General features: G+C 68.0%; 21 protein-coding genes. 10 read left to right on the top strand and 11 right to left on the bottom strand.

Annotation, left to right across the window (positions count from 1 at the left end; all coding sequences use genetic code 11):
* Positions 1-11 precede the first annotated feature (11 nt).
* Genes ACZZZQ_RS13795 through sdhC form a run of 4 tightly spaced genes read right to left on the bottom strand, consistent with a single transcriptional unit; the run spans position 12 to position 3,505 of the window.
* Positions 12-779, bottom strand: a complete 768-nt coding sequence (locus tag ACZZZQ_RS13795; RefSeq protein ID WP_053097029.1) for a succinate dehydrogenase iron-sulfur subunit — start codon at positions 777-779, stop codon at positions 12-14.
* 2 nt (positions 780-781) lie between these two features.
* Positions 782-2,608 carry a succinate dehydrogenase flavoprotein subunit gene (gene sdhA / locus ACZZZQ_RS13800; protein ID WP_053097027.1) on the bottom strand — a complete coding sequence of 609 codons (1,827 nt, stop codon included), beginning with the start codon at positions 2,606-2,608 and terminating at the stop codon, positions 782-784.
* 19 nt (positions 2,609-2,627) lie between these two features.
* Positions 2,628-3,071, bottom strand: a complete 444-nt coding sequence (locus tag ACZZZQ_RS13805) for a succinate dehydrogenase hydrophobic membrane anchor subunit (protein WP_053097025.1) — start codon at positions 3,069-3,071, stop codon at positions 2,628-2,630.
* A complete protein-coding gene (gene sdhC / locus ACZZZQ_RS13810; protein ID WP_072591539.1) occupies positions 3,071-3,505 on the bottom strand; it encodes a succinate dehydrogenase, cytochrome b556 subunit in 435 nt (144 codons plus the stop codon). Before sdhC ends, ACZZZQ_RS13805 begins: the two co-directional genes overlap by 1 nt.
* Positions 3,506-3,684: 179 nt before the next feature.
* Here sdhC and ACZZZQ_RS13815 point away from each other — a divergent pair, with 179 nt between their 5' ends.
* From ACZZZQ_RS13815 to ACZZZQ_RS13860, 10 genes are all read left to right on the top strand, one after another.
* Positions 3,685-4,800: a mannose-1-phosphate guanylyltransferase gene (locus ACZZZQ_RS13815; protein ID WP_053097023.1), complete on the top strand. Its 1,116-nt coding sequence runs from the start codon at positions 3,685-3,687 to the stop codon at positions 4,798-4,800.
* 147 nt (positions 4,801-4,947) lie between these two features.
* Positions 4,948-6,060, top strand: coding sequence for a BMP family lipoprotein (locus ACZZZQ_RS13820; protein WP_053097021.1), 1,113 nt, complete (start codon positions 4,948-4,950; stop codon positions 6,058-6,060).
* A gap of 161 nt (positions 6,061-6,221) precedes the next feature.
* Positions 6,222-7,736 carry an ABC transporter ATP-binding protein gene (locus ACZZZQ_RS13825; protein WP_463507773.1) on the top strand — a complete coding sequence of 505 codons (1,515 nt, stop codon included), beginning with the start codon at positions 6,222-6,224 and terminating at the stop codon, positions 7,734-7,736.
* Positions 7,733-9,052 (top strand): ABC transporter permease, encoded by a 1,320-nt coding sequence (locus tag ACZZZQ_RS13830; protein ID WP_463507774.1) that lies wholly within the window; start codon positions 7,733-7,735, stop codon positions 9,050-9,052. Before ACZZZQ_RS13825 ends, ACZZZQ_RS13830 begins: the two co-directional genes overlap by 4 nt.
* Positions 9,049-10,335: an ABC transporter permease gene (locus ACZZZQ_RS13835; protein WP_053097015.1), complete on the top strand. Its 1,287-nt coding sequence runs from the start codon at positions 9,049-9,051 to the stop codon at positions 10,333-10,335. Before ACZZZQ_RS13830 ends, ACZZZQ_RS13835 begins: the two co-directional genes overlap by 4 nt.
* Before the next feature lie 7 nt (positions 10,336-10,342).
* Positions 10,343-10,741, top strand: coding sequence for a cytidine deaminase (locus ACZZZQ_RS13840; RefSeq protein ID WP_042536471.1), 399 nt, complete (start codon positions 10,343-10,345; stop codon positions 10,739-10,741).
* Positions 10,738-12,030, top strand: coding sequence for a thymidine phosphorylase (locus tag ACZZZQ_RS13845; protein WP_053097013.1), 1,293 nt, complete (start codon positions 10,738-10,740; stop codon positions 12,028-12,030). The genes ACZZZQ_RS13840 and ACZZZQ_RS13845 overlap by 4 nt, the downstream gene beginning before the upstream one ends.
* A gap of 52 nt (positions 12,031-12,082) precedes the next feature.
* Positions 12,083-13,198 (top strand): adenosine deaminase, encoded by a 1,116-nt coding sequence (locus ACZZZQ_RS13850; RefSeq protein WP_056280058.1) that lies wholly within the window; start codon positions 12,083-12,085, stop codon positions 13,196-13,198.
* Positions 13,199-13,239: 41 nt separating this feature from the next.
* The gene (locus tag ACZZZQ_RS13855; protein ID WP_463507775.1) at positions 13,240-14,304 is read left to right on the top strand and encodes a polysaccharide deacetylase family protein; all 1,065 of its coding nucleotides are present in this window, start codon (positions 13,240-13,242) and stop codon (positions 14,302-14,304) included.
* A gap of 29 nt (positions 14,305-14,333) precedes the next feature.
* Positions 14,334-15,191, top strand: a complete 858-nt coding sequence (locus tag ACZZZQ_RS13860) for a carbohydrate kinase family protein (RefSeq protein WP_053097007.1) — start codon at positions 14,334-14,336, stop codon at positions 15,189-15,191.
* Between the two features lie 19 nt (positions 15,192-15,210).
* On the opposite strand, the gene ACZZZQ_RS13865 is transcribed toward ACZZZQ_RS13860, so the two are convergent.
* The 7 genes from ACZZZQ_RS13865 to ACZZZQ_RS13895 form a co-directional block, all read right to left on the bottom strand.
* Positions 15,211-15,960, bottom strand: a complete 750-nt coding sequence (locus ACZZZQ_RS13865; RefSeq protein ID WP_463507776.1) for an alpha/beta hydrolase — start codon at positions 15,958-15,960, stop codon at positions 15,211-15,213.
* A 10-nt stretch (positions 15,961-15,970) separates the two neighbouring features.
* Positions 15,971-17,290, bottom strand: a complete 1,320-nt coding sequence (locus ACZZZQ_RS13870) for a flavin-containing monooxygenase (protein WP_463507777.1) — start codon at positions 17,288-17,290, stop codon at positions 15,971-15,973.
* 85 nt (positions 17,291-17,375) lie between these two features.
* Positions 17,376-18,533, bottom strand: a complete 1,158-nt coding sequence (locus ACZZZQ_RS13875) for a mannitol-1-phosphate 5-dehydrogenase (RefSeq protein ID WP_463507778.1) — start codon at positions 18,531-18,533, stop codon at positions 17,376-17,378.
* The gene (locus ACZZZQ_RS13880) at positions 18,533-18,964 is read right to left on the bottom strand and encodes a PTS sugar transporter subunit IIA (protein WP_463507779.1); all 432 of its coding nucleotides are present in this window, start codon (positions 18,962-18,964) and stop codon (positions 18,533-18,535) included. The genes ACZZZQ_RS13875 and ACZZZQ_RS13880 overlap by 1 nt, the downstream gene beginning before the upstream one ends.
* A gap of 67 nt (positions 18,965-19,031) precedes the next feature.
* Positions 19,032-22,346 (bottom strand): phosphoenolpyruvate--protein phosphotransferase, encoded by a 3,315-nt coding sequence (ptsP, locus tag ACZZZQ_RS13885; protein ID WP_463507780.1) that lies wholly within the window; start codon positions 22,344-22,346, stop codon positions 19,032-19,034.
* On the bottom strand, positions 22,343-22,624 hold the full coding sequence (locus ACZZZQ_RS13890; RefSeq protein ID WP_053096995.1) for an HPr family phosphocarrier protein: 282 nt from the start codon (positions 22,622-22,624) through the stop codon (positions 22,343-22,345). Before ACZZZQ_RS13890 ends, ptsP begins: the two co-directional genes overlap by 4 nt.
* Entirely contained in the window at positions 22,621-22,938 is a 318-nt protein-coding gene (locus ACZZZQ_RS13895) for a PTS sugar transporter subunit IIB (RefSeq protein WP_053096993.1), read from the bottom strand. Before ACZZZQ_RS13895 ends, ACZZZQ_RS13890 begins: the two co-directional genes overlap by 4 nt.
* Positions 22,939-23,048: the final 110 nt, after the last annotated feature.

Consider the following 23,048-nt stretch of genomic DNA (forward strand, 5'->3'; position numbering starts at 1 on the left):
CGGCGACGGGGTCAGGGACGACCGCGCAGGACCGCCTGCTTGACCTCGGCGATGGCCTTCGTGACCTCGATGCCGCGGGGGCACGCCTCGGAGCAGTTGAAGGTCGTGCGGCAGCGCCAGACGCCCTCCTTGTCGTTGAGGATGTCGAGACGGACCGCCGCATTGTCATCGCGGGAGTCGAAGATGAACCGGTGCGCGTTCACGATCGCCGCCGGTCCGAAGTACTGTCCGTCGGTCCAGAAGACGGGGCACGACGAGGTGCATGCGGCGCACAGGATGCACTTGGTGGTGTCATCGAAGATCTCGCGATCGGCGATGCTCTGGACGCGCTCCTTGCCCTTCTCGGGCACCGAGTTCGCGACGAGGAACGGCTGCACCTCGCGGTACGACGCGAAGAAAGGCTCCATGTCGACGACGAGGTCCTTCTCGAGAGGCAGACCCTTGATCGCCTCGACGTAGATCGGCTTCGAGATGTCGAGATCCTTGATCAGCGTCTTGCAGGCGAGGCGGTTACGGCCGTTGATGCGCATGGCGTCGGAGCCGCAGATGCCGTGGGCGCACGAGCGCCGGAACGTCAGCGACCCGTCGACCTCCCACTTGATCTTGTGCAGTGCGTCGAGGACGCGGTCCGTGGAGTAGAGCTCCACGTCGTAGTCGACCCAGTGCGGCTCGGAGTCGATCTCGGGATCGAACCGGCGGATGTTGAACGTGACGATGAAGGACTGGATGCCCGTCTCCTCCGTCGTGTCCGCGGGAGCTTCGGCGATGGCGTTCGACATGCTCAGTACTTCCTCTCCATCGGCGGGTAGTTCAACTCGCCCTGCTCGTTCTTCGTGAAGACGACCGGCTTCCAGTCGAGCTTGATGTGATCGCTCGGAGTGGAGGAGTGCGGGTCACCCGTCAGGTAGGCCATCGTGTGCTGCATGTACTTCTCGTCGTCACGCGTGGGGAAGTCGTCGCGCATGTGGCCGCCACGGCTCTCCTCACGGTTCTGGGCCGCGTAGACGACGACCTCCGCGATGTCGAGGAGGAAGCCGAGCTCGACAGCCTCGAGCAGGTCGGTGTTGAACCGCTTGCCCTTGTCGTCGACGTGCACGTTCTTGTAGCGATCGCGCAGCTCGGCGATCACGCCGAGGACGTGCTCGAGCGAGTCGTGCGTGCGGAACACCTGCGCGCCCTTGTCCATCTCGTCCTGGAGCGCCTTGCGCAGGACGGCGATGCGCTCGGTGCCCTGGTTGTTGCGCAGGCCCTCGAGCATGTCGGAGACGAATGCCGCGGGGTTCTCGGGCAGCGGCACGAACTCGGCGGTCTTGACGTACTCCACCGCGTTGCGTCCTGCGCGCTTGCCGAACACGTTGATGTCGAGCAGCGAGTTGGTTCCGAGCCGGTTGGCGCCGTGCACCGAGACGCACGCGCATTCGCCGGCCGCGTAGAGGCCGGGCACGACGGTGGTGTTGTCGGCGAGCACCTCGGCGGCGTTGTTGGTGGGGATGCCGCCCATCGCGTAGTGCGCGGTCGGCATGACCGGAACCGGCTCCACGACCGGGTCGACGCCGAGGTACGTGCGTGCGAACTCGGTGATGTCGGGCAGCTTGGTCTCGAGGACCTCTGCGCCGAGGTGGGTGCAGTCGAGCAGCACGTAGTCCTTGTGCGGGCCGGCACCGCGGCCCTCCGCGACCTCCTGGACCATGCAGCGCGCGACGATGTCACGAGGCGCGAGGTCCTTGATGGTCGGAGCGTAGCGCTCCATGAAGCGCTCGCCCGATGCGTTGCGCAGGATCGCGCCCTCGCCTCGCGCTCCCTCGGTGAGGAGGATGCCGAGGCCGGCGAGACCTGTCGGGTGGAACTGGAAGAACTCGAGGTCCTCGAGGGGGAGGCCCTTGCGCCAGACGATGCCGACTCCGTCACCCGTCAGGGTGTGGGCGTTGGAGGTCGTCTTGAAGATCTTGCCGAAGCCGCCGGTCGCGAAGATCACGGCCTTGGCCTGGAACACGTGCAGCTCGCCCGTCGAGAGGTCGTAGGCGACGACGCCTGAGACCTGGGTCTTGCCGTCGGCATCCTTCACCGTGAGCAGATCGAGCACGTAGAACTCGTTGAAGAAGTTGATGCCGAGCTTGACGCAGTTCTGGAAGAGCGTCTGCAGGATCATGTGGCCGGTGCGGTCAGCGGCGTAGCAGGCCCGGCGTACCGGGGTCTTGCCGTGCTCGGCGGTGTGGCCGCCGAATCGACGCTGATCGATCTTGCCCTCGGGCGTGCGGTTGAAGGGGAGACCCATGTTCTCGAGGTCGATGACCGCGTCGATCGCCTCCTTGGCGAGGATCTCCGCCGCATCCTGGTCGACGAGGTAGTCGCCGCCCTTGACCGTGTCGAAGGTGTGCCACTCCCAGCTGTCCTCCTCGACGTTGGCCAGCGCCGCCGCCATGCCGCCCTGCGCCGCACCCGTGTGCGAGCGAGTGGGGTAAAGCTTGGAGATGACCGCGGTCTTCGCGCCGGAGCCGGCCTCGATGGCCGCTCGCATGCCGGCGCCGCCGGCGCCCACGATGACGATGTCGAACTGGTGGTAATGCACGCCGTCGCGCACGACGGAATCCTGGGTCTCGGTAGTCACTTCTCGTATGCCTTCTCTTCTACTTGCCCAGCGTCTGGCACTGTTCCCACAGTGTGCTCGACTCGGTCACGCCGAGGCACGGGTCGAAGGTGAAGACGACCAGGGTGCCGAGGATGATGAGCAGCGCCGCGGCCAGGCCGAGGGCCCAGGTCAGCGCCTTGCGAGCGGTGTTGTTCGTCACGTAGTCGTTGACAATCGTGCGCATGCCGTTGGCGCCGTGGATCAGTGCCAGCCACAGCATCAGGACGTCCCACCACTGCCAGAACGGCGTGGCGAACTTGCCCGCGATGAACGCGAAGTCGAGGGCATGGATGCCCTCGCCGACCATCAGGTTGATGAAGAGGTGGCCGAAGATCAGCACGACGAGCACGACGCCCGAGGCGCGCATGAACACCCAGCCCCACTTCTCGAGGTTGAAGCCGCGCTGACGGCGGATGGGCGCGGCGACGGTCTGAGCGGCCATCAGTGTCCTCCTCCGAAGCCGGCGAACGCGAGCATCAGGTGACGCGGCACGAAGCCGGCCATGATGATGCCCCAGACGAGGAGCACGCCCCAGAACAGCTGACGCTGGTACTTCGCGCCCTTCGACCAGAAGTCGACGGCGATGATGCGGAGGCCGTTCATCGCGTGGAACACGATGCCTGCGACCAGCACGACCTCGCCGAGGGCCATGATCGGGTTCTTGTAGGTTCCGATGACCGCGTTGTAGGCCTCGGGCGACACCCTGATGAGTGCAGTGTCGAGCACATGCACCAACAGGAAGAAGAAGATGGCGACTCCGGTGATGCGGTGAAGCACCCACGACCACATGCCCTCGCGACCCCGGTAGAGGGTGCCGCGCGGCGTCTTGGAAGTGGTTTCCGAAATCGACGGTGTCAAGCGAGCGCTTGTGGACACGGTCGTCCTCCCTGGATCGATGTGACTCGGTCGCGTGCGATGCGTCTTCCAAGCGTGAGCCTGCTGTCGTCAGGCACGGCCGATCGGACACCATCCTATTCCCGTGTGACGGGTGCGGGCGACGAAGGCGAGCCTAAGTGTCTCGATGTCGAGAGGTTTCGTCGGGATACCCTGACTCTGTGAGCGAACCTATCGAGGACTTCTACGCCGTCATTCCCGCCGGCGGCATCGGCAGCAGGCTGTGGCCTCTGTCCCGCGCGGACGCGCCGAAATTCCTGCACGACCTGACCGGCTCGGGGCACTCGCTGCTCCGGGACACCTGGGACCGGCTCGAGCCACTGGCCGGCGCCGATCGCATCGCCGTCGTCACCGGCCGGGCTCACCGGGCCGCGGTAGAGGCCGAACTGCCCGGAATACCGGATCTGAACGTCTTCCTCGAGTCCGAGCCGCGGGAGTCCGCCGCTGCGATCGGCCTCGCCGCGGCGATCCTGCACCGCCGTGATCCCGACGTCATCATCGGATCCTTCAGCGCCGACCATGTGATCCGCGGCACGCGGGTGTTCGAGTTCGCCGTGCGCGACGCCGTGGAGGTCGCGCGCGAGGGGTACATCTGCACGATCGGCATCTCGCCGACCGAGCCGGCCGTCGGCTTCGGCTACATCAAGAAGGGGCCGGAGCTGGTCGTCGACGGCGCGCGCGAGGCAGCCCTCGTCGAGAGCTTCGTGGAGAAGCCCGACCTCGCCACGGCTCAGGCGTACATCGCGGATCGCGGCTACCTCTGGAATGCGGGCATGTTCATCGCGAAGGCGAGCGTCCTCCTCGACGAACTCGCGGCCAACGAGCCGGAACTCCACGCCGGCCTGATCGAACTCGCCGAAGCCTGGGACGATCGCGATCGTCGGGGGTCTGCGGTCGATCGCATCTGGCCGGGACTGAAGAAGATCGCGATCGACTATGCGGTGGCCGAGCCGGCGGCACGTCGCGGACGCCTCGCAGTCGTACCTGGACACTTCGACTGGGACGACGTCGGGGACTTCGCCTCCCTCACCAAGCTCATCACGAACGGGCGCAAGAACGATCTGGCCGTGCTCGGCCCGAACGCCAGGGTGCTCTCCGACGCGGCCAGCGGCATCCTGGTCAGTCAGACATCGAGGGTGATCAGCCTCGTGGGCGTGCAGGACATCGTCGTGGTCGACACACCTGACGCTCTGCTCGTGACGACGGTGCAGCACGCGCAGCGCGTGAAGGGCGTGGTGGAGTCCCTGAAGCTGACCGGACGGGGCGACGTGCTCTGATGAGCAGGGGTCGCCGCTCATCGGCTGTCTTGGTTTCAGGTTTGTAACCATTCGTCAGCGCCTCGCCCTCGCACGTGCACAAAAGTCGAAACACTAGGTAACTTTGAGCGATCCGCGAGGGCCGCGGCACCGTTCAGGAGGCATGAGTTGACCATCTCCACCACCAAGAAGCTGCTCGGCGCAACCATCGCCGCTGGCGTCGTCTTCGCACTCGCCGGCTGCGGCCAGGCTCCGACCGAATCGGGCGGCACCGGCGGCGGCGAGGCTGAGTCCGACTTCCTTCCCTGCCTCGTCTCGGACGCGGGCGGCTGGAACGACAAGTCGTTCAACCAGTCCGCCAAGGAGGGCATGGATCGTGCCGCTGACGAGCTCGGCGTCAAGCCGCTCGAGTTCGAGTCGGCCAACGACAACGACTACGCGCCCAACCTCGAGACCGCCGTCTCGGAAGGCTGCTCGCTCATCGTCGCCGTCGGCTTCAAGCTGTCGGCCGCGACCGTCGAGTCGGCGCTGGCGAACCCCGAGATCAACTACGCGATCATCGACGACTACGCGGACAACGACTTCGACGGCACCACCGATGCCCCGAACATCAAGCCCCTCGTCTTCGACACCGCTCAGGCCGCCTACCTCGGCGGATACGCCGCTGCCGGCTGGTCGGCTGAGTCCGGCGTGAACAAGGTCGGCACCTTCGGCGGGATGCAGATCCCGTCGGTCGCCGTGTTCATGGACGGCTTCCAGCTCGGTGTCGAGAAGTACAACGAGGACAAGTCGGGCGCCGTCGAGGTCTTCGGCTGGGACACCGCCACGCAGAAGGGCTCGTTCACCGGTGGCTTCGACGCCAACGACACGGCCAAGCAGACCGCTCAGGGCGTGCTCGACCAGGGCGTCGACGTCATCCTTCCCGTCGGCGGACCGATCTACCAGAGCGCGGCGGCCGCTATCGCGGACAGCGGCAAGGACACGCTCCTCGTCGGTGTCGACAGCGACCTCGCCGTCGCCGATGAGAGCGTGGCGGACGTCACTCTCTTCTCGATCATGAAGGCCATCGACGTCGCGGTCGAGGATGCGACGATCGCCGCGTCCGAGGGCGACTTCGACCCGGCTCCCTACGTCGGCACGCTCGAGAACGAGGGTGTGAAGCTCTCGGGCTTCGGTTCCTTCGAGGGTGACCTGCCCGACGGACTGCTCGACGAGATCTCGGCTCTGCAGGAGCAGATCATCGCCGGCGACATCACGGTGGAGTCCCCGAACTCCCCGTAATTCATCGAGTTCCAGCGCGGGGCGAGTGGTGCACGTGGCCACTCGCCCCGCGCCGTGGACGGACCATGACGACTGTTCACGGTGCATCCGGGTGATCCCCGTGCGATGCGCCGGAGATTCTTCGGACTCCTCTGGATGACACTTCTGGATAAGGTGCAGATATGAAGCTCGAACTTCGCGGTATCACCAAGCGGTTCGGAACCCTGGTGGCCAACGACCACATCGACCTGGTGGTCGAACCGGGTCAGATCCATGCGCTGCTCGGTGAGAACGGCGCAGGCAAGTCCACCCTGATGAACGTGCTCTACGGCCTCTACCAGGCCGACGAGGGCGAGATCCTCCTGGACGACGTCGTCCAGCGGTTCCGAGGCCCCGGCGACGCCATGAACGCCGGCATCGGAATGGTGCACCAGCACTTCATGCTCGTCCCCGTCTTCACGGTCGCCGAGAACGTGATGCTCGGCCACGAGCAGACCAAGGGACTCGGCACCCTCGACATCACGAAGGCGCGTGAGCACGTCCGCGCCGTCGCCGCCCGCTTCGGCTTCGACATCGACCCCGACGCGATCGTGGGCGATCTGCCCGTCGGCGTGCAGCAGCGGGTCGAGATCATCAAGGCGCTCTCGCGCGACGCGAAGGTCCTGGTCTTCGACGAGCCCACCGCCGTGCTCACGCCGCAGGAGACCGACGAGCTGATGGGCATCATGCGTCAGCTCCGCGACGAGGGCACGGCCATCGTCTTCATCACCCACAAGCTCCGCGAGGTGCGCGAGGTCGCCGACACCATCACGATCGTCCGCCTCGGCAAGATCGTCGGCGAGGCGTCGCCGTCCGCGACCAACGCGGAGCTCGCCTCCCTCATGGTCGGACGCGCCGTCGAGCTGACGGTGCACAAGGATCCGCCACGGCTCGGCGAAGGCGGCCTCGAGGTCTCGGGGCTCCGGGTGCTCACCGCCGCGGGAGCGATCGTCGTCGACGGCGTCGACTTCTCCGTGCGACCCGGCGAGGTGCTCGCGATCGCCGGCGTGCAGGGCAACGGTCAGACCGAGCTGGTCGAGGCCATCGTCGGCCTCGCGGCGAGGGTCGAGGGATCGATCACCCTCGGCGGCGCGGAACTGGTCGGCAAGAGCGTGCGGGGCATCCTCGACGCCGGTGTCGGCTTCGTCCCGGAGGACCGCACGGAGGACGGGCTCGTGGCCGGGTTCTCGGTGGCGGAGAACCTGATCCTCGATCGCACGGGCGACGCCGACTTCAGCCGTGGTGGAACCATCCGCCGTGCCGCGCTCGACGACTTCGCCCGGGCGCGGATCAGCGAGTACGACATCCGGACCCAGGGACCGCACACGCCGGCCGGCACGCTCTCGGGCGGAAACCAGCAGAAGGTCGTGATCGCCCGCGAGATGAGTCGCGAGCTGAAGCTGCTCGTGGCTGCGCAGCCGACCCGCGGAGTCGATGTCGGCTCCATCGAGTTCATCCACAAGCGGATCATCGAGACCAGGGATGCGGGGATCCCCGTGGTCGTCGTCTCGACCGAGCTCGATGAGGTCGCGGCTCTCGCCGACCGCATCGCGGTCATGTACAGAGGCACCATCGTCGGGATCGTTCCCGGCGACACCCCGCGCGAGACGCTGGGACTGATGATGGCGGGCGCCGCCGAGGGAGAGGTGGCCGCATGAGCGGTATCACGCCACACGGGAGTGGACCGGCGGGCGACGTGTCCGGCGACCAGCTCTCGCTGAACACGACCACGACGCAGCGCGACACGGGTGACGTCCCGCCGCCGCCTCGCGGCAACGTGATCCTCAAGGAGATGCTCCGCGGCAGCGCCGTCACGACGATCCTCGCGATCTTCCTCGCGCTGGTGGTCGGCGGCATCCTCATCGCCTTCACCAACGAAGACGTGATCGAGGCCTCCGGGTACTTCTTCTCGCGTCCGACCGACACGATCGCCGCCGCATGGAACGCCGTCTACAACGGCTATGAGGCGCTGTTCCGCGGAGCGATCTTCAACGCACGAGGTGCGGACTTCGCCGCTCAGATCCGTCCGCTGACCAATACTCTCGGATTCGCCGCGCCGCTGATCGCCGCCGGTCTCGGTGTCGCCCTCGCGTTCCGCGTCGGTCTGTTCAACATCGGTGCCCGCGGCCAGATGCTGATCGGCGTCGCCGCGGCAGGACTCCTCACGTTCCAGCTCGACCTGCCGTTCTGGCTGCACATCCCCGTGACGCTGATCGCCGGCATCGCCGGTGGTGCGCTGTGGGGGGCGATCGCCGGTCTGCTGAAGGCACGCACGGGCGCCCACGAGGTCATCCTCACGATCATGCTCAACTATGTGGCGTACTACCTGCTGCTGTGGATGATCCGCACCCCCGGACTGCTCCAGAAGCCCGGAACGAACCAGGCGCTCGGCTATGCCACTCCTGAGAGCGCGCAGTTCCCCTCGCTCCTCGGCCCGCAGTTCCCTCTGCTCGACCTCGGATTCGTGATCGTCATCATCGCGACCCTGTTCGTCTGGTGGCTGATCGAGCGCTCCTCCCTCGGCATGCGGATGCGCGCCGTGGGCGAGAATCCGCACGCCGCGCGTGCGGCAGGCATCAGCGTCCAGCGCGTCTACGTCTACGCCATGCTCCTCGCCGGTGGTCTCGCCGGTCTCGCGGGCATGAACCAGGTGCAGGGCGCCGTCACGACCGGCATCACCGAGACGATCGACGCCGGCATCGGCTTCGACGCCATCACGGTCGCACTGCTCGGCCGCAGTCGCGCCTGGGGCACGTTCGCGGCCGGCATCCTGTTCGGCGCACTGAAGGCAGGCTCGTTCTCGATGCAGGCTCAGGACATCCCGGTCGACATCGTGCTCGTCGTGCAGTCGCTCGTCGTGCTGTTCATCGCCGCGCCGCCGCTGCTGCGCACGGTGTTCTTCCTTCCCAAGACCGACGCGGAGAAGGCGGCCAAGGCGAGAGCCAAAGCCGCGAAGAAGGCGGTGACCGCATGACCTCCCTCGTCCAGAGCGAAGCCGCCGACGGAACCGTGCAGCTCGCCACCGTGCGCGAGCGGCACCTGAAGGCGCCGATCGTCCTCGCCGCAGCCACGGTGCTGCTGGCGCTCCTCTTCCTGCTCGTGCCTCGCAGCGGCACCAGCAGCTTCCGGCTGAACGACCCGTCCTCGCCGTTCGCACTGCCCGATATCGCTCTGCCGACCGGGCCGACCAGCTGGGTCGTGATCGTGATCCTCGCGCTGCTGTCGGTGCTCGCGTTCCTTCGGGCATGGTCGTATCGCAAGCCGTCGATCTGGCTGGTGATCGCGTTCAGCGTGCTCGCCGTCTTCGGGTTCCTCGTCTGGGCGGGCGCGGGCGGACTCGTGCCCGTCAGCAGCCTGCTCTTCGGAGCCGTCTCGCTCTCCGTCCCGCTCGTGTTCGGTGCGCTCGGCGGCGTCATCGGCGAGCGCGCGGGTGTGGTCAACGTCGCGATCGAGGGTCAGCTCCTGCTCGGAGCGTTCGCGGCCGCTCTGCTCTCGAGCGTCACGGGCAGCCCGTTCATCGGACTCCTCGGAGCGATGCTGGGCGGCGTGCTCGTCGCCGCGGTGCTGGCCGCATTCGCGATCAAGTACCTCGTCGAGCAGGTCATCGTCGGAGTCGTGCTCAACGTGCTCGTCAGCGGCCTCACCGGATTCCTCTACGGCGCACTGCTCGCGCCGAACGAGGCCGCCCTCAACACGCCGGTGCGCTTCAGCCGCATCGAGATCCCGCTGCTGAGCGACATCCCCATCATCGGCCCGGTGCTCTTCAACCAGACCTTCATCGTGTACCTGATGTTCATCACCGTCGCGATCGTCGCCTGGGGGCTCTACCGCACGAAGTGGGGACTCCGCGTCCGTGCGGTCGGCGAGCACCCGCAGGCCGCAGACACGGTCGGCATCAAGGTCAATGCGACCCGGTTCTGGAATGTGCTGCTCGCGGGCGCGATCGCCGGAATCGGTGGAGCGTACTTCACGCTGGTCTCGGTGCCGCAGTTCGGCAAGGACATGACGGCCGGCCTCGGCTTCATCGCCCTCGCCGCGGTGATCTTCGGCCGGTGGGATCCGATCCGCGCGACGCTCGCGGCGCTGCTGTTCGGCTTCGCCACGAACCTGCAGAACCTGCTGTCGATCCTCAAGACACCCATCCCCGGCGAGTTCATGCTGATGCTCCCGTATGTCGTGACGCTGCTCGCGGTCGCCGGTTTCGCCGGTCAGATCCGCGGTCCGGCAGCCAGCGGCAAGCCGTACATCAAGTCCTAGGAGAGACATGACAGACATCGACTGGGACGAGCTCCGTCAGGTCGCGACCGACGCGATGACCAAGGCCTATGCGCCGTACTCCCGCTACCGGGTCGGAGCCGCCGCGCTCGTCGGAGACGGCCGCATCGTGGCCGGCTGCAACGTCGAGAACGCCTCGTACGGGGTGACGCTGTGCGCCGAGTGCGCGCTGGTGGGCGACCTGCACATGTCGGGCGGCGGCCAGCTCGTCGCCTTCGTGTGCGTCAACAACGACGGGCAGACCATCATGCCGTGCGGCCGTTGCCGTCAGCTGCTCTACGAACACGCGATGCCCGGAATGCTGCTGGAGACCGTCTCCGGCATCCGGACCATCGACGAAGTACTGCCGGACGCCTTCGGCCCCCGAGACCTGGAGGACGCCCGATGAGCGTTGAGCCCTTCGACGCCGTCGATGTGATCCGTGCCAAGCGCGACGGCGGTGCGGTGCCCGAGAAGGCGCTGCGCTGGATGGTCGACGCCTACACCCGCGGCTACGTCTCGGACGCACAGATGGCGTCGTTCGCGATGGCGATCTTCCAGCGCGGCATGGAGCGCGACGAGATCCGCGTGCTGACCGACGCGATGATCGCGTCGGGGGAGCGGATGAGCTTCGCGACCCTCGGCAAGAAGACGGTCGACAAGCACTCCACGGGCGGCGTCGGCGACAAGATCACTCTTCCGCTCGCTCCGCTCGTCGCGGTCTTCGGGGTGGCGGTCCCGCAGCTCTCCGGTCGCGGTCTCGGCCACACCGGCGGAACGCTCGACAAGCTCGAGTCGATCCCCGGCTGGCGCGCCGCGCTCAGCAACGAGGAGATGTTCGCCCAGATGCAGGGCGATGTGGGTGCCGTGATCTGCGCGGCAGGCTCAGGCCTCGCGCCCGCCGACAAGAAGCTCTACGCGCTGCGCGACGTCACCGGCACCGTCGAGGCGATCCCGCTGATCGCCTCGAGCATCATGTCGAAGAAGATCGCCGAAGGCACCGACGCTCTCGTGCTCGACGTGAAGTTCGGCTCCGGTGCGTTCATGCAGGACATCGACCGGGCACGCGAGCTCGCGCGCACCATGGTCGCACTCGGCACGGACTCCGGCGTCGCCACCACCGCCCTCCTCACGGACATGAACGTGCCGCTCGGTCGCGCGATCGGCAACGCGAACGAGGTTCGCGAGTCCGTCGAGGTGCTCGCCGGAGGAGGACCCGCCGACGTCCGCGAACTGACGATCGCCCTGGCGCGCGAGATGCTCTCGCTCGCAGGACAGCCGGATGCCGACGTGGAGGCCGCTCTCGACGACGGACGCGCGATGGACGGGTGGAAGGCCATGATCCGCGCTCAGGACGGCGACCCCGACGCACCGCTGCCCACGGCCCGCGAGACCCATGTGGTCACGGCTCCCCGCGACGGCGTGGTGTCGCAGATGGACGCGCTGCCGTTCGGCATCGCGGCGTGGCGTCTCGGTGCGGGGCGCGCGCGGGCTGAGGACCCGGTGATCTTCGAGGCCGGGATCGACCTGCACGCCAAGCCCGGTGATCGAGTAGCGGCCGGACAGCCCTTGTTCACGCTCTCGGCAGCCGACGAGGCTCGGTTCCCCCGCGCTCTCGAGGCGCTCGAGGGGTCCTGGGCGATCGGCGACGAGGCTCCGGCCGCAGGGCCGATCGTGCGGGAGCGCATCACGGCCTGATCCGCCGACCGCTAGCCTGAACAGAGCGAATCCGCGACCGAGAGGAATCCCCATGTCGATCGACGCGAACGGCGATGTCACCATCCAGGGGGCATCCCTGCGCAGCCTTCCCAAGGTGTCGCTGCACGACCATCTCGACGGCGCGGTGCGACCCTCGACGATCATCGAGCTGGCGGATGTGATCGGGCTCGAGGTTCCCGAATCGAAGCCGGCCGCTCTCGGCAGGTGGATCGCGAAGCAGGGCGACTCGGGGTCGCTGGTGGAGTACCTCAAGACCTTCGATCTGACCACGGCTGTGATGCAGACGCAGGAGGGCCTGACCCGTGTCGCTCGCGAGTTCGTGCAGGATCTCGCGCACGACGGCGTGATCTACGGCGAGGTGCGCTGGGCGCCCGAGCAGCATCTCACGCGTGGGCTCACCCTCGAGCAGACCGTCGAGGCTGTGCAGCAGGGGATCGAGGAGGGTGAGGACGCCGCGGATCGCGACGGCCACAGCATCCGCGTCGGTCAGCTGATCACCGCCATGCGCCACACAGACCGCTCGCGCGAGATCGCCGAGCTCGCCGTCGGCTTCCGCGGACGAGGGGTCGTCGGCTTCGACATCGCCGGTCCCGAGGACGGATTCCCGGCGTCGAACCATCGCGCCGCCTTCGACTACCTCGCGGAGAACTTCTTCCCCGTGACCGTCCACGCGGGGGAGGCTGCCGGGCCGGACTCGATCCGCTCGGCGCTCATCGACGGGCGAGCGCTGCGACTCGGCCACGGCGTGCGCATCGCCGAGGACCTGCAGGTCATCACGCAGGAGGGCGACGAGGTGCAGGTCCAGTTCGGCGACCTCGCCCGCTGGGTGCGAGACCGAGAGATCCCGCTCGAGCTGTCCCCGTCGTCGAATCTGCAGACCGGCGCGATCGCGTCGTGGGGCAACACGCTCGCCGACCATCCCTTCGACCTGCTCTACCAGCTCGGCTTCGCCGTGACGGTCAACGTCGACAACCGCACCATGAGCGCGACCTCGCTCACCCGGGAGCTGTCGCTCCTGGTCGAGGCGTTCGAGTACGATCTCGACGATCTCGAGACCTTCCAGTTCAACGCGGCGGCCGGAGCCTTTCTGCCCGTCGAGGAGCGCGAGGAGCTTGTCGAGATGATCGCCGACGGATTCGACATCTAGATCATGGCTTCCGGGGGAAGCGACGCCGTATCGGCGTCGCAGTGATCGTCAGCGCCGTCGTCATCGTCGTCGGCGCTGCAGTCGCGGCCTTCTCATGGTCGACCCGAGTGCCCGAGGTGCTCGTGCCGCGAGCGGGCGGCGACGCCATCGAGCGTCCGCTGACACCCGCGCAGCAGCTCGTCGCGGATGCCGGCGACCCGCTCGCGTGCGCGGTGAGCTTCATCGGCGACGGTGCGCCGCAGGATCCGATGCTGCAGCGGCAGGATGCACTGTACGTGGCGCTTCCGATACCGGCGCAGGACGGTCGGGTGTTCGCCGGCTGGTACTCGACCGCAGCGGATGCCGCCGGGGGCACGGTCGCCGCGCGGATCAACGGAGCCGACCCCGTCGTGTGCGTCGATCAGCAGATCGAGCTCTTCGCGGCGTGGACGACGCCCGAGGCGAATGCCGCGGCGGACGTGCAGGTCCCGATCCTGATGTACCACCAGTTCACCTCGAACCCCGAGGGCGAGACCGGCTGGCTCCGCGGCAACTACGCGTACATCGGCGACTTCGAGGCGCAGATGAACCACATCGGGACGACGGGCTTCTACCTGCCGACCTGGGATGAGCTCAGCGCGTTCATCGACGGTCGACTGTCGCTGCCTGCTCGTTCGGTGATCATCACCGACGACGACGCCGACCAGAGTTGGTTCGACCTCGCGGTTCCGGTGATCGATGCGCACAGGCTGCTGTCGACCTCGTTCATGATCACCGCCGACCGCCAGGACCCCGCGCCGTCGATGTACGTCCTTCGCAGATCTCACACGCACGACATGCATCAGGCCGGCGACAACGGCAAGGGCCGGATGGTGAACTGGACGGCGGACGAGATCGCCGCCGATCTGAACGCATCCGCCGACGTGCTCGGGGTGCGCGAGGTGATCGCGTATCCGTTCGGTCACTTCGACGACACGTCGAAGCAGGGCGTCGCTCAGGCCGGGTTCGAGATGGCGCGGACCATCGAGCCCGGGTATGTCGAGATCGGCACGGACAAGCTCGCCCTGCCCGTCGTGCGGATCGACTACGGCATGGGGTTGGACTCGCTCATCAAGCGGATCGGCTGAACCGGGGTCTCGGACGGCAGGATGTACTCATGACCGCCACCGTCTTCATAGCCGGACCGGCATCGTGGAACTCGATCGTCGTGCTCGATCGATTGCCTGAGCCGGTGCCGCACATGCAGTTCGCCGAGGAGACCTGGGAGACCGTCGGCGGCACGAGCGCGGGGAAGGCCCTCACGCTCGCCTCGCTCGGGCGCTCCGCTCTGCTGTACGCCCTCACCGCGGCGGATGAACCGGGACACCGGGTGCGCGACGCGCTCGCACATGCCGGTGTGCGTGCGCGGTGGGGAACGGGCGACGCCACCGAGCGCCATCTGAACCTCATGACCCGCGAGGGCAAGCGAGTCTCGCTGTATCTCGCGTCCCCCTCGGCGACGGACGGGAGAGATGACTCAGCTCTGCACACCGCGATGAGCGGCGCTGAGGTGATCGTGCTCGACCTCGCGGCCGAGCCGCTGCGACTCCTCCCCGCGGCCGTCGCGACCGGGCGCCCGATCTGGGTCGACGTGCACGACTACGACGGCGAATCCGAGTTCCACCGGCCCTTCCTCGCTGCAGCGCAGGCCGTGTTCTGCAACGCCGACCGTCTGGCCGATCCGGTGCGCTTCCTCCGGTCATGCGTCGCTGGCGGCGCCTCGCTCGCCGTGTGCACCCTGGGCGCCGACGGGGCGGTCGCGATCGACGCAGACGGCACCGAACACCGTGTCGCAGCCGTGCCGGTCGATGTCGTCGACACCAATGGCGCGGGCGACGCGTTCCTGGCCGGCGTCCTCGATGCCCGGCTCTCGGGGGCCTGCGTTCCGGACGCCCTCGCTGCGGGCTCACGCGCGGCGGCATCCGTGCTGGGCACACGGCACCTGCATCCGCTGCTCGACCCCGTCATCGGCTGAGCGGAGCAGTCGACGCTGCTCAGCGCGCGGCGACGTCCGCCATGAAGGCATCGAGGATCTCAGAGACCTGTGCGTGCATCTCGTCGCTCGAGATCGTCGGCTCGCCGTCACCGGCCTGGGGCCCGTAGTCGCCGAACGACGCGTGCGACGCTCCCTCGATCTCGACCATCTCGGCGTCGGCCGGCAGCAGGTCACGAGCGTCGGCGATCTTCTCGGGCGTCGACAGTCCGTCCTCGCTGCCCGAGATGCTGAGAACGGCGAGATCGGTGTCCGACACGTCCGTCGCGCAGTAGGAGCCGAACAGCACGAGTGCCTCGGCATCCGCGGCGAGCTGGCACGCGCGCACGCCGCCCAGCGAGTGTCCGCCGACCGCCCAGTCATCGATGTCGGGGGCCGCAGAGGTGAAGGAGTCGAGACCGCGCAGATCGAAGAACGCGAGGTTCAGCCACGGGCGGGTGATCACCACCGTGACGCCCTCTTCGGCGAGGCTCTGCAGGATCGGTGCGTACGCCCACGGATCGACCTTCGCACCGGGCACGAACACCAGGCCGAGGTCTGATTCGCCGTCGGCCGGGGTGAGCACGATCCCCTGCTCGGTGTCCTCGACATGGATGGCGGAGTTGTCCCCGACGCTGGCGAGCGGATCCTTCTCGGCCGACATGACGCCGATCTGGCTCCAGGCGAGTATGCCGACGATGCCGATCACGAGGACGCCGACGACTCCCCAGAGGATCACTTTCAGGACACGACGACCACGCTTCTTCTGCACGTGCTCCACGTTACGGGGTGCGGATGTGAGCGTGCTCGGGGTGCGGCCGCTCGAGCGCCGACCGCTCGCGTCGCACCGCACCCCGATATGCGTCCTTGTTCACGTAGTAGGCCATGCGGTCGAGGCGCAGGTATCGGTAGCCGCCGGTCAGATCGGGCCACGGCTCGGAGGTCACCCGATCGCGGAATCGCACCGCCCGAGGCGGATCGTTCTCCGCCGCGTCCAGGTATGCGGCCAGCAGCTCCGCCTGCTCGTACCGCCCCTGCCAGCCGATGCCGGACGCCTCGATCATGCCCATCACGAAGAGACCGTTGAACGATGCGGGGAAGACGTGGAGGAACAGCCGTGGTGCCGCGCCGCTCCAGTGCAGGTGCTGTGGGTCGACGAACGGGTAGTCGAGCCGGTATCCGGTCGCGAGCAGGAGCAGATCGTAGTCGTCGGACGTCCCGTCCCGGAAGCGCACGGTCGTGCCGTCGAGGCGCTCCACATCGGGGCGGATACGCAGGTCCCCCTGCCCCAGGTGATTGAGGATCATCGTGTTGACGATCGGATGAGCCTCGTAGATGCGGTAGTCGGGCTTCGGGAAGCCGAAGCGCGCAGGGTCGCCGGTGAACGCCCGGAGCACCCGGCTGTCGACCGCCTGCTTGACGCGCGCGGGCAGGGGACGGCCCTGATTCAGGGTGTCGCTCGGCCTGCCGAACAGATAGCGCGGGACGAAGTAATAGCCGCGGCGGACGCTCATGTCGACCGAGGAGGCGTGGTGCACGGCATCCACCGCGATGTCGCACCCCGAGTTCCCCGCTCCGATCAGCAGCACACGCCGGCCGGTGAGCTGTGCGGCCGACCTGTACTCGCTCGTGTGCATGAGCTCGCCGCTGAATTCTCCGGCGAAGGTCGGCACGTTCGGTTCGGCGAGCGTGCCGTTCGCGAGCACGACGCCGGCGTACCACCGGGTCTCTTCGCCGTCGGGCCCCGAGCTCGTGAGATCCCAGCCGTCGTCCCGCGGCTCGAGCCGCGTGACGGTCGTCTCGAACCGGAAGAGCCCGGTGAGACCGAAGTGCTCGGCGTAGTCCTCGAAGTACTGTCGCAGCGTCCGATGGTCGGGGTAGTCGACGGTCGAACGCATGGGGTACTCGGCGAACTCGGTCGTCGTGCGCGAGGAGATCAGATGCGCGGACTCGTACATCGTGCTGCGGGGGTTGTCGATGTCCCACAGACCGCCCACGCCGGTCGAGGCCTCGTACCCGTCGATCCCGACACCGCGCTTCGTCAGCGCCCGAGCGGCGGCGAGGCCCGACGGACCTGCACCGATGACGGCGTATCTGTTCATGCTGCTCCCGCACCTCGCTGTGCTCGCCACTGCGCCCTCCGCCGATCGTATCGGCAGAGGGCGCAGAACACGGCGTGCGACGTCGTCAGGAGGCGTTCAGTGCTGTCTGACGGGAGACGACTGCGTCGCGGACCGCCGGGAACAGCGGATGCTCGGGGTCGAGCCCCGTTGCGGACGAGGTGAACGCCAGCGCATCCTCCGTGTGCAGGAGCTGCTGCAGCTCGACCGCCTGCTCGTCATCGGGATCCTCGAACTCGAGGGCTGCGGTGACGGCGCCGACCAGCGCGATCGTGGAGAGCCCTCTCTCGGCAGCCATCGCCGCCGGTCCGATGAAGCGCTCGTGTCGGGAGATCTTGCGCAACGGCTGACGGCCGACCCGCTGCACGGTGTCGACGAGCGCCGGATTGCGGAACCGCTCGAGGATCGTCGCTCGGTACGCGGCCAGTTCGGCCGGGTCGAGCCCGTGTTCGGCGACCAGCACCGCGGAGGTCTCCTCGAGAGCGGCCGAGACGCGTGCGACGATGTCGGGGTCGGCCAGGGCGTCGGAGATGCGCTCGATGCCGGCCCGTGCGCCGAAGTAGGCCGTGGCGGCGTGGCCGGTGTTCACCGTGAAGAGCTTGCGCTCGATGTACGGGGCGAGATCGTCGACGAAATGAGCGCCGGGAATGTTCGGCAGCGCGCCGCCGAAGGTTTGGGATTCGATCGCCCACTCGAAGTACGGCTCGACCGTGACGTCGACGCCGCCGTCTGCGGGCTGACCGGGGACGATGCGGTCGACGGCGGTGTTCGCGAACACCGCACGCGACAGCAGCTCCTCGGCGTCCGCGCCCGCCGCCTTCTCGATCTCCGCCCGGAGGGTGTCCGTCGCCCCGATCGCGTTCTCGCAGGCCATGACCTGCAGGGGAGCGGCTCCGGCAGGGCGCAGGGCGAGGCCCGCGACGATCGTGGGGGCGACGAAGCGCAGCACGGTCGGTCCGACCGCCGTCGTGACCACATCGGCGGTCGCGACCTCGTCGGCCACGGCATCCGGATCGGTCCTGCTGTTGACCGCCCGGAAGCCGGTCACCACGTGGTCGGTGCCGCCGGGTCCGGCCTCGTGCACCGTGTACGAATCGACGGCGTTGATGGCGTCGACGAGAGCGTCGGCGACATCGGAGAACACGACCTCGTATCCGCCCTCGTGCAGGAGCAGCCCCACGAATCCGCGGCCGATGTTGCCCGCGCCGAAGTGCACGGCCTTCATCAGTCGTTCACCGTCGAGAGCAGGGCGTACAGCTCGTCGGGCGTCTGCGCCGCGTTGAGCTTCGCGACGTCGTCCTCATCGGAGAACAGGATCGCGATCTGCGAGAGGATCTCGAGGTGCCCGTCGCCACGGCCGGCGATGCCGACGACGAACGTCGCGGCCTCCCCGTCCCAGTCGACTCCGCCGTCGTAGCGGACGACAGACAGCGCGGATCCGAGGATCGCATCCTTGGCGTCGTTCGTGCCGTGCGGAATCGCCAGACCGTTGCCCATGTAGGTCGAGACCGTCTGCTCGCGCTGACGCATCGCGTCGACATAGGCGGGGGTGACGGCGCCTGCCGCGACGAGGATGTCGGTCGCCTCCTGGAGGGCTTCCTCCTGCGTGCTGCTTCCGGAGTGGATGCGGACCTGATCGAGGGTGAGAACGCTCATGGTGATTCCTTCTTTCTGAGTATGTGGAGGCGGGGCGGATGCCGCAGCACCCGCCCCGCCTGGTCTGTCACGCGTCGGTGTCGCGCTGTTCGCGCACCATCTCGACGACCTCTTCGTACTTCGGAGAGTTCATGAAGTTGTCGACGGACACGTGCACCGAGTTCGGCGACTGCGCCTTCGCCCGGTCGGTCAGCTGCTGCTGGGTGATGACCAGGTCGGCGCTGCCGTCGAGGTTCGCGATGGCCTGGTTCGTGACGGTGACGCCCTCGACCCCTGCCTTCTTGAACTTGTTGCGCAGCACGCTCGCGCCCATGGCCGATGAGCCCATTCCGGCGTCGCAGGCGAACACGATGTTCTCGATGCGACGGTCCGTGGCGACGCCCGTGCCAGCCGCAGCGGCTGCTCCGGCAGCTCCCGTACCCGACGAGGCGCGAAGGGCGTCCATCGCGGCGGAGGACTTGCCCTTGTTCGCCTCGGTCTGTGCGATCGCGTCGCCGAAGCTGTCGCCCTCGGCCTCGAGGTCGCGCTTGCGGGAGGCCCGCAGGATGACGCCGGTGATGAGGAACGTGACGACCGCGGCGATGATCACCGAGAGGTAGACCACGAGCAGGTTCGGGACGCCGGGGCCGACGGCGGCCGCGGTCACGGCGATGATGCTGCCGGGGGCTGCCGGGAACGCCAGGCCGCCTCCGAGCACCATGTTGGTCGTGACACCGGCCGCGCCACCCGCGATCAGGGCGAGGATGGTGGTCGGCTTGCTCAGCGCGTACGGGAAGTAGATCTCGTGGATGCCGCCGAAGAACTGGATGATCGCCGCTCCGGGCGCAGACGCCTTGGCCGCACCGACGCCGAAGAACGAGAACGCGAGCAGCAGACCGAGGCCCGGACCGGGGTTCGCCTCGATCAGGAAGAGGATCGACTTGCCGGTCTCGGCCGCCTGCTCGATGCCGAGCGGAGTGAACACGCCGTGGTTGATGGCGTTGTTCAGGAACAGCACCTTCGCGGGCTCCACGATGATCGACACGAGGGGCAGCAGGTTCAGCGCGACCAGCCAGTCGACGGCACCGCCGAGAACCGCGCTGATGCCGAGCATCACGGGACCGAAGGCGAAGAATCCCACGATCGCGAGGATCATGCCCAGGATGCCGGCCGAGAAGTTGTTCACCAGCATCTCGAAGCCGGGGCGGATCTTGCCGTCCCACATCCGGTCCATCTGCTTGGTGATCCAGGCCGCGAGCGGCCCCATGATCATCGCGCCGAGGAACATCGGGATGTTGGTGCCGACGATGACACCCATCGTCGCGATCGTCGCGACGACTCCACCGCGCTCGCCGTAGACCATGCGGCCCGCGGTGTTGGCGATGAGGAGCGGCAGCAGGTACGTGACCATCGGTCCGACGAGGCCCACGTACGCGAAGATGTTGCCGTCGGCGCCTTCGGCCACCGCGGTCATGGCGCCCTGCCAGCCGACCACTGCGGAATCGCCGCCGCCGCCGATGGTCTCGGCGACACCAGCCCAGTGCCAGCCGAACGGGCTCTCGGACCCGAAGAATCCGGCCGGGATGAAGAGCATCGTGATGAATCCCCACGCGATGAACGCGGCGATGTTGGGCATGATCATGCCCGAGAGGAACGTGCCGAAGCGCTGCACGCCCGTTCGGAGGCCGCCTGCCTTCGTGGCGGCGGGTGACGTCGTCGTCATGATGTCGTCTCTTTCTGGTGAGGGGAGGGGTGCCGCGGCGTCAGCCACGGCGAGGCGAGCACCGGCGGCGTCGTCCGCCGCCAGTGCGAGTTCGGCGAAGTTGCGGGCTTCGTCGAGAGTGTGCTGCGACAGGGTGTGACGCACGTCCGCCAGGGCGGACGGCGCCATGGAGAGGCTCGTCGCGCCGAGCCCGACGAGCACGACGGCGAGCATCGGATCGGCGGCGGCCTCACCGCAGATCCCGACCGGCTTGCCGAGCCGGGCACCTGCCGTGCCGACCTCACGGATGAGACGGAGCACGGCGGGGTGCCACGGATCCTGGAACGCCGCGACGGAGCCGAGCAGACGGTCGGCGGCCATCGTGTACTGCGTGAGGTCGTTCGTGCCGATCGAGGCGAAGTCGGCGTGCGCGAGGATCCGGTCGGCGAGCAGCGCGCTGGACGGAATCTCGACCATGACACCGGCGGTCTTCAGGCCGTACTCCCGGGCGAGCGAGGTGAAGTACTGCGTCTCCTCGACGGTCGCCACCATCGGCGCCATGACCCAGAGGTCCGCCTCGGTCGCGGCATCCGCTTCGGCGAGGGCCGTCAGCTGCTCGCGCAGGATGTCCTCGCTCGCCCGCAGAGCACGCAGCCCCCGCAGGCCCAGGGCCGGGTTCTCCTCGTGCGCGTCGTTGAGGAACGCCAGCGGCTTGTCGGCGCCGGCATCCAGCATCCTCACGACGACCTTCTTGCCGGGGAAGGCCGCGAGCAGCTCCCGATAGGACTCTCGCTGCTGCTGCACCGTCGGCGCCTGCGCCGACGAGAGGAACAGGAACTCGGTGCGGAACAGCCCGACGCCCTCGGCCCCGCGTTCGACGGCATCGGATGCGTCTGCAGGCTTCCCCAGGTTCGCCAGCAGCGGGATCGGCGTGCCGTCGGCGAGGGCGCCGGGAGTGAGTGGTGCGGCATCCGCCGAGCGGCGGGCGGCGGCGCGCTGCTCGGCGCGCGCCTTCTCGTCGTCGGTCGGATCGACGGTGACGATTCCGGCTGCGGCGTCGACGATGACCGGGCTGCCGGTCGCGAGCTCCGAGGCTGATGCCGCTCCGACGATCGCGACGATGCCCTTCTCGCGGGCGAGGATCGCGGTGTGCGAGGTGGGTCCGCCGTCGAAGGTGACGAGGGCGAGCACCTGATCGAGGTTCAGCAGCGCGGTGTCGGCCGGGGCGAGGTCGCGAGCGACGAGGACGAAGGGATGCCCGGGGTCGGGGACCCCTGGCGCATCCACGCCGCGAAGTCGGGCGAGCACCCGCTGCGCGATGTCGTCGAGATCGGCGGCGCGCTCGCCGAGGTAGCCCCCGACGGCCTCGAGCGTCGCCCGGAAACCGGCGAACGCGTCATGCACGGCCCATTCGGCCGTCGCGCCGTCGTCGATGCGTGCGTCGACCTCGTCCTGCAGCGTCGGGTCCTCGGCGATCATCGCCTGCGCCTCGAGCACCTCCTGGGCCGAGCCGCCGGCGGCCTCGCCGCGGGCCGTCAGCTCCTGTGCGACGGCCGTCACGGCCTCGCGGACACGTGTGCGCTCCGTGTCGGCTCCCTGACCGCTGGGGGTGTTCTCCGGGGCGGGCAGCGCCTCGGTCATCCGGACGACGACGCCCTGGGCGACTCCGAGACCGATGCCGACTCCACGCAGTTCGCTCATACTCCGGCGTCCTGATCATGGTCGGTCGTGAGCAGCTCGGTGAGCGTGTCGAGCACGCCTTCCGCGCTGTCGCCGTCGGCCGTCAGCGTGACGTAGTCGCCGTGCTCGATCGCCAGCGCGATCACGCCGAGGATGCTGGCCGCGTTGACCGCCTTCCCCGAGTCCTTCGCGATGGTCACGGGAATCCCCGAGTCCTTCGCCGCCTGTGCGAACAGCTTCGCCGGACGGGCGTGGAGTCCATGGGATGAGCCGATGCGGACGGTGCGAGAGACGGTCATGATGTTCCTTTCGGGGTGTTCCTGGCGCTGGAGACGATCGACTGTGCGAGTGCCAGCGTGCGGGTGCCGTCCCGATCGGCGAAGACGTCGTCGGGGAGCACGGCCACCTGAGCGGGCGCCGCCTGGCGGATCGCCTCGAGGCGATCGGCGAGATGAGGGCCGATGAGGATGAGGTCGTGGTCGCTGCCGGCGACGGACTGCTCCATGCCGGCTGCGGCGTCCCAGTCGAGGCCGGCTTCGGAAGCCGCCCGGCGGAGTCGTTGCGCGACGAACGTGCTCGACGCGCCAGCGCCGCACACCACGAGGATCTTCATCGATGCTCACCTTTCCTGAGAACAGTCTGGGAACAAGGGGGGTGTGCTCGCCAACAGGTTCCTTTCCGCCCCTGCGGAACCTCGGTTTCGGAGCACCGCTCCCCGCTTGC

The sequence above is a fragment of the Microbacterium sp. AC132 genome, from assembly GCF_979258525.1.

Coding starts and splice junctions, on each gene's coding strand:
- ACZZZQ_RS13795 (WP_053097029.1), bottom strand. CDS start 779: ATGTCGAACGCCATCGCCGAAGCTCCCGCGGACACGACGGAGGAGACG.
- ACZZZQ_RS13805 (WP_053097025.1), bottom strand. CDS start 3,071: ATGGCCGCTCAGACCGTCGCCGCGCCCATCCGCCGTCAGCGCGGCTTC.
- ACZZZQ_RS13825 (WP_463507773.1), top strand. CDS start 6,222: ATGAAGCTCGAACTTCGCGGTATCACCAAGCGGTTCGGAACCCTGGTG.
- ACZZZQ_RS13830 (WP_463507774.1), top strand. CDS start 7,733: ATGAGCGGTATCACGCCACACGGGAGTGGACCGGCGGGCGACGTGTCC.
- ACZZZQ_RS13835 (WP_053097015.1), top strand. CDS start 9,049: ATGACCTCCCTCGTCCAGAGCGAAGCCGCCGACGGAACCGTGCAGCTC.
- ACZZZQ_RS13840 (WP_042536471.1), top strand. CDS start 10,343: ATGACAGACATCGACTGGGACGAGCTCCGTCAGGTCGCGACCGACGCG.
- ACZZZQ_RS13845 (WP_053097013.1), top strand. CDS start 10,738: ATGAGCGTTGAGCCCTTCGACGCCGTCGATGTGATCCGTGCCAAGCGC.
- ACZZZQ_RS13850 (WP_056280058.1), top strand. CDS start 12,083: ATGTCGATCGACGCGAACGGCGATGTCACCATCCAGGGGGCATCCCTG.
- ACZZZQ_RS13860 (WP_053097007.1), top strand. CDS start 14,334: ATGACCGCCACCGTCTTCATAGCCGGACCGGCATCGTGGAACTCGATC.
- ACZZZQ_RS13870 (WP_463507777.1), bottom strand. CDS start 17,290: ATGAACAGATACGCCGTCATCGGTGCAGGTCCGTCGGGCCTCGCCGCC.
- ACZZZQ_RS13875 (WP_463507778.1), bottom strand. CDS start 18,533: ATGAAGGCCGTGCACTTCGGCGCGGGCAACATCGGCCGCGGATTCGTG.
- ACZZZQ_RS13880 (WP_463507779.1), bottom strand. CDS start 18,964: ATGAGCGTTCTCACCCTCGATCAGGTCCGCATCCACTCCGGAAGCAGC.
- ptsP (WP_463507780.1), bottom strand. CDS start 22,346: ATGAGCGAACTGCGTGGAGTCGGCATCGGTCTCGGAGTCGCCCAGGGC.
- ACZZZQ_RS13890 (WP_053096995.1), bottom strand. CDS start 22,624: ATGACCGTCTCTCGCACCGTCCGCATCGGCTCATCCCATGGACTCCAC.
- ACZZZQ_RS13895 (WP_053096993.1), bottom strand. CDS start 22,938: ATGAAGATCCTCGTGGTGTGCGGCGCTGGCGCGTCGAGCACGTTCGTC.